The organism is Microvirga sp. P5_D2, from assembly GCF_054049475.1.
Map to the genome: position 1 here is coordinate 1 of NZ_JBFUMH010000280.1, position 3,926 is coordinate 3,926.

Annotated in this window: 2 protein-coding genes; both read left to right on the forward strand. The window is 54.3% G+C overall.

Annotated features, from left to right (window positions below):
* Positions 1-1,781, forward strand: a 1,781-nt coding sequence (locus ACXJKO_RS30360) for a hypothetical protein (protein WP_457094739.1), incomplete at its 5' end; no start/stop codon positions are given.
* Positions 1,782-2,067: 286 nt separating this feature from the next.
* On the forward strand, positions 2,068-3,926 hold a 1,859-nt coding region (locus ACXJKO_RS30365; RefSeq protein WP_457094740.1), incomplete at its 3' end, for a hypothetical protein.

A 3,926-nucleotide genomic window follows, 5' to 3' on the forward strand; every position in this document is an offset into this window, starting at 1 on the left:
ATCTTGTCCGGCGTTCTTCGGTTGCCCTCGTGCTCGGGCTGCTGACGGTTTTCTTCCCTGCCGATACCATGCAGATCCCCTTCCGGGGCATCCATATCAACTGGTCCATAGCGCTCGCCTTTGTGGCGATCCTGCTGCTCCTCAGAGCATTCGAGGCCTCGACCCTACGCGCCAAAGTCATTCTCGCCATCGCCGCATCGCTCACCTTCGCTGCGGCCGCGCTGATGTATGAAGCAGTCGCACCGCTGGCCATTCTCCCTTTCCTGGCGCCCTTTGTTCGCTCGGATGCCAGGTCAGCTTGGACCGCACTGCGATCCAACTGGCAGGCGCTCCTCATCTGGATTCTGGGACTGCTTGGCTACGCCCTGTACTTTGTCAGCGTGGTAATGAGCGGCTTTACCTATCAGGGCGCTATCTCGCAGAGCTCCTCATCGTCGCAGGTCGCTCAGATCCTGCAGCGTATCCCGGATGCCCTGACCTATAGCTTCCACAGGGCCTTCTCCGAGGCGTGGGTAGAGGCGGGAGAATTCGCGTTCAAGGATCTCAATAGCTATTGGATTGTCCTGCTGTTTGCAGCGCTTGTGCTCGCAGCGCTCTTGTACCTTAATGGATCCGATCCGGGTCGATCCAAACACCGGCTGTCTCACGCCGCCAAGCTGTGCGTGTTCGGGATTGTGCTGTTCCTCATAGGCTATGCACCCTTTCTGCCTTCGAATGCCCATCTGTTCACAACGCAAAGGACTTTTCTGGTCTCTGCGCTCGGGGCAGCCACTGTCTTGACCTCCCTGCTCTATCTTGTGTACTCGTTTGCGCCTCGGATTGTGTTCTCTCTGTCCGCAACGCTCCTGATCTCGCTGTCTTTCGTCAGTCAGCTTTACCAGTTCGACCGATACAGCCGCATCTACGCGGACCATATATGGCCTGCCTTGAATCTCCTGACGGTGACAGAGGGTTTGACGCCCGGCGCCAAAGTTCTGACCATCGTGAACGAGGCTGGATCCCTCTCCGGAACTTGGGATTTCGGCGTCGTCATGCGATCCGCGGACAGTTACATCTTCGCGAGGGATCGCCTGGTCGTCGTCTGCGACGGATACAACAATCGACCTATGCCCCTGAGCTCCTTGGCAGAAGCCCAAAGAGAAACCTGCCAGCTCGGTGACGGCTCGGCGACATCCGAAGGATCCATCTCCCCAGCTGACCGACCCTCGCCGCTGGTGCATTGGAACCTGGACGGATCCGTCTCCATCAGAAACACACCGCCGAATATCACCGTTCAGCCCATTCCGATACGGGCTTTGGAGCTTCTCGGTCTTGGACATTGGACGAAAGCCGATTCCCTGTTTGGCACTCTCGATCGGCCAGACCGTTTCGTATGTGAGTTCGAGTCGACGTGGGGATATGCCTATCCGTGCCGGAGCTATGGGTTTTACGATGGCGGAGCCGTGCGAAAAGGCTTAGCGACCATATCCTCTGCTTGGGCGGTGGAAAGGAGGGCTGGCGTCATCTTCGACTTGCGGCCGGCGGCGAATGAATACTCGATTACGATCGACCTAAGGCGTATGGCTTTGCTGCCAGAGGACATTCGGCTCCTCCTCAATGATGTCCCCGTCGAGGACGTGAAAGTATCGAGGACCAAACTGACCGCAATAGTCTCTTCGGACCGGTTCAAGGACAAGGCCAACGTGCTTGAGATCGAAGCGCCGCTGGACATGAAATCCGGTCGTTCCGTGGCGGTCGACCGAATGACCGTCGCTCCTGTTCACGTCGAAGCGCGCCCATGAAAACGTGGCGCGAAGGGCGGGCAAACGGTTCGCTACGGCTCGCGCCGCAGCGAGGTCCTTGGAGAACTGATATTAGCTCTCCAAGTGAATCTATTGGTTCATGCTGCTCTGCAGTTCCTCGCCGCTTACGTTGTGCGATACATCAGCGGCCTAGCATCTCTAAAGTTGTTTACGTATACAGGGCTCCAACAATGGTGTTGCGGGGCCTTTTAACAATTGCAGGGGATGTACCTATGTTGTTTTCCGGACCCGCTATCTCGTGCGCGTGCGGACCTAAGTTACCACTATGATCCAGCAAGCTTTTAGTGACCGGTTCTTGCATCCTTCGGAGACGATGAGGATCAATTCACCGAATTGGCTTCTGATCCTCGTTCCGACTCTCGCGACGATTGCGCTCTGGCTCCCTTTCGGTTTCTCCCTCGGCGGTCTGATTGAGGAATGGCGCGTACTGGCCCTCTTTACCGAACAGGGAACGCAATACATCGTAAGTTCAGGAGCATTTGAGGACCATCGAGCGAGGCCTCTTACATTACTTCCTCATGCAATTGCGTATCAGCTAGATAAGGACTCCTTTTTCTATTGGCATCTTATCCAGATGGTGAGCCTGATAATAAAGGGAGTGTCTGCCTCCTTCGTCGGATTTTTCCTGACACGCAACTACGTGTTTGCGCTCGCTCTTGGATTGCTGACATTATTATTTCCCGCGGATACTATGCAATTTACATTTCGTGGATTGCATATCAACTGCTCGATAGCTCTCGCGTACCTGTCCTTCGCGCTTGTATTGGCTTCTTTCGAAATCAAATCATCGGTCCCGAAACTCATCCTCGCGATAGGCGCGTGTGTGACTTTTATCATCGCAGCATTGATGTACGAGGCCGTCGCTCCGCTAGCCATCTTTCCTATACTGGCATTATTTGTACGCCTTCCGTTCCGGTTGGCCCTGACGGACATGCGACACAATTGGATCGCCCTTTCCGTATGGCTCGTCGGGATGATCGGCTACGGTATCTTCTTTATCAGCGTTGTTGCAGGTGGGGGCACTTACCAGACGGACCTTAGCCAGCCTTTGTCCGCATCGCGTATAGTTGCTATAGCAGAGCAAGTGCCTGAAGCGCTCGCCACCAGCGTCCATAGAGCTTTCTATGAGGCGTGGTATGAAATCTTCAGCCTCGCACTCAGCACCCTGGATAATTACTGGCTAGTCGCTTTCTTCGCCGCCGGAATCCTCATTGTAGCTTTGCTGCTTTCCAAAGCCGACACTGACCACGCCAGCAACGAACCGGTTTCATTGTCGGTAAGATTATTCATCGCCGGCCTCGCCATTTTCCTGCTAGGCTATGCACCCTACCTCGCTTCGACGGCTCACCTTTACATCACGCAAAGAACGTTTCTTGTTTCGTCGCTTGGTGCGTCTCTTAGCATAGTGGCTGCGATGATAATCCTGAGGAAGGTAATCGGTAAGTACGGTATCGTCCTCTTATCGACGTTTCTTATAAGCCTGTCTTTTGTCAGCCAGCTCTATCAGCATGATAGATACAATCGCCTTTACGCCGATCATGTCAAACCCGCCCTCAATATAATCGCGCTGACTGGTACTTATTGGCCGGGACAGAGTTTAACGACTATTGTTAATAATTCCGGCTCTCTTGAAGGAACTTGGGACTTTGGTGTCCCGATTCAGTCTGCCGCTGAATATCTTTTGGGTCCTGAGCATCGTATCGTTATTTGTGAGGCCCCCAATAATCGCCTGCTCCCACTCACGTATGGACCAGAGGATCAGAGGCAGAGTTGCCAAATTGGGAACGGTACGGCAGATCAGCAGCCGCCATCCTCCTCTTCCAACGCGCAGCCGACGTCCTCAGTTTTACACTGGAACAACGACCGCACTATCTCCCTCAGTGATCAAAGCGAGCCTCATTCCGTCGCTCCTATCTCAAACAGGGCCGTGCGGCTCCTAGGTCTCGGACGGTGGAGCAAGGCCGACTCCCTCTTCGGAAAACTCGACCAGTCTGATCGGTTCACTTGTGAATTTGAGTCGATGTGGGGTTATGCCTATCCATGCCGGACCTATGGCTTTTATGATGGAGCAGCGGCAAAAACTGTAACGAGCAGAACCTCCTACGCCTGGGCTATTGAGCGAAA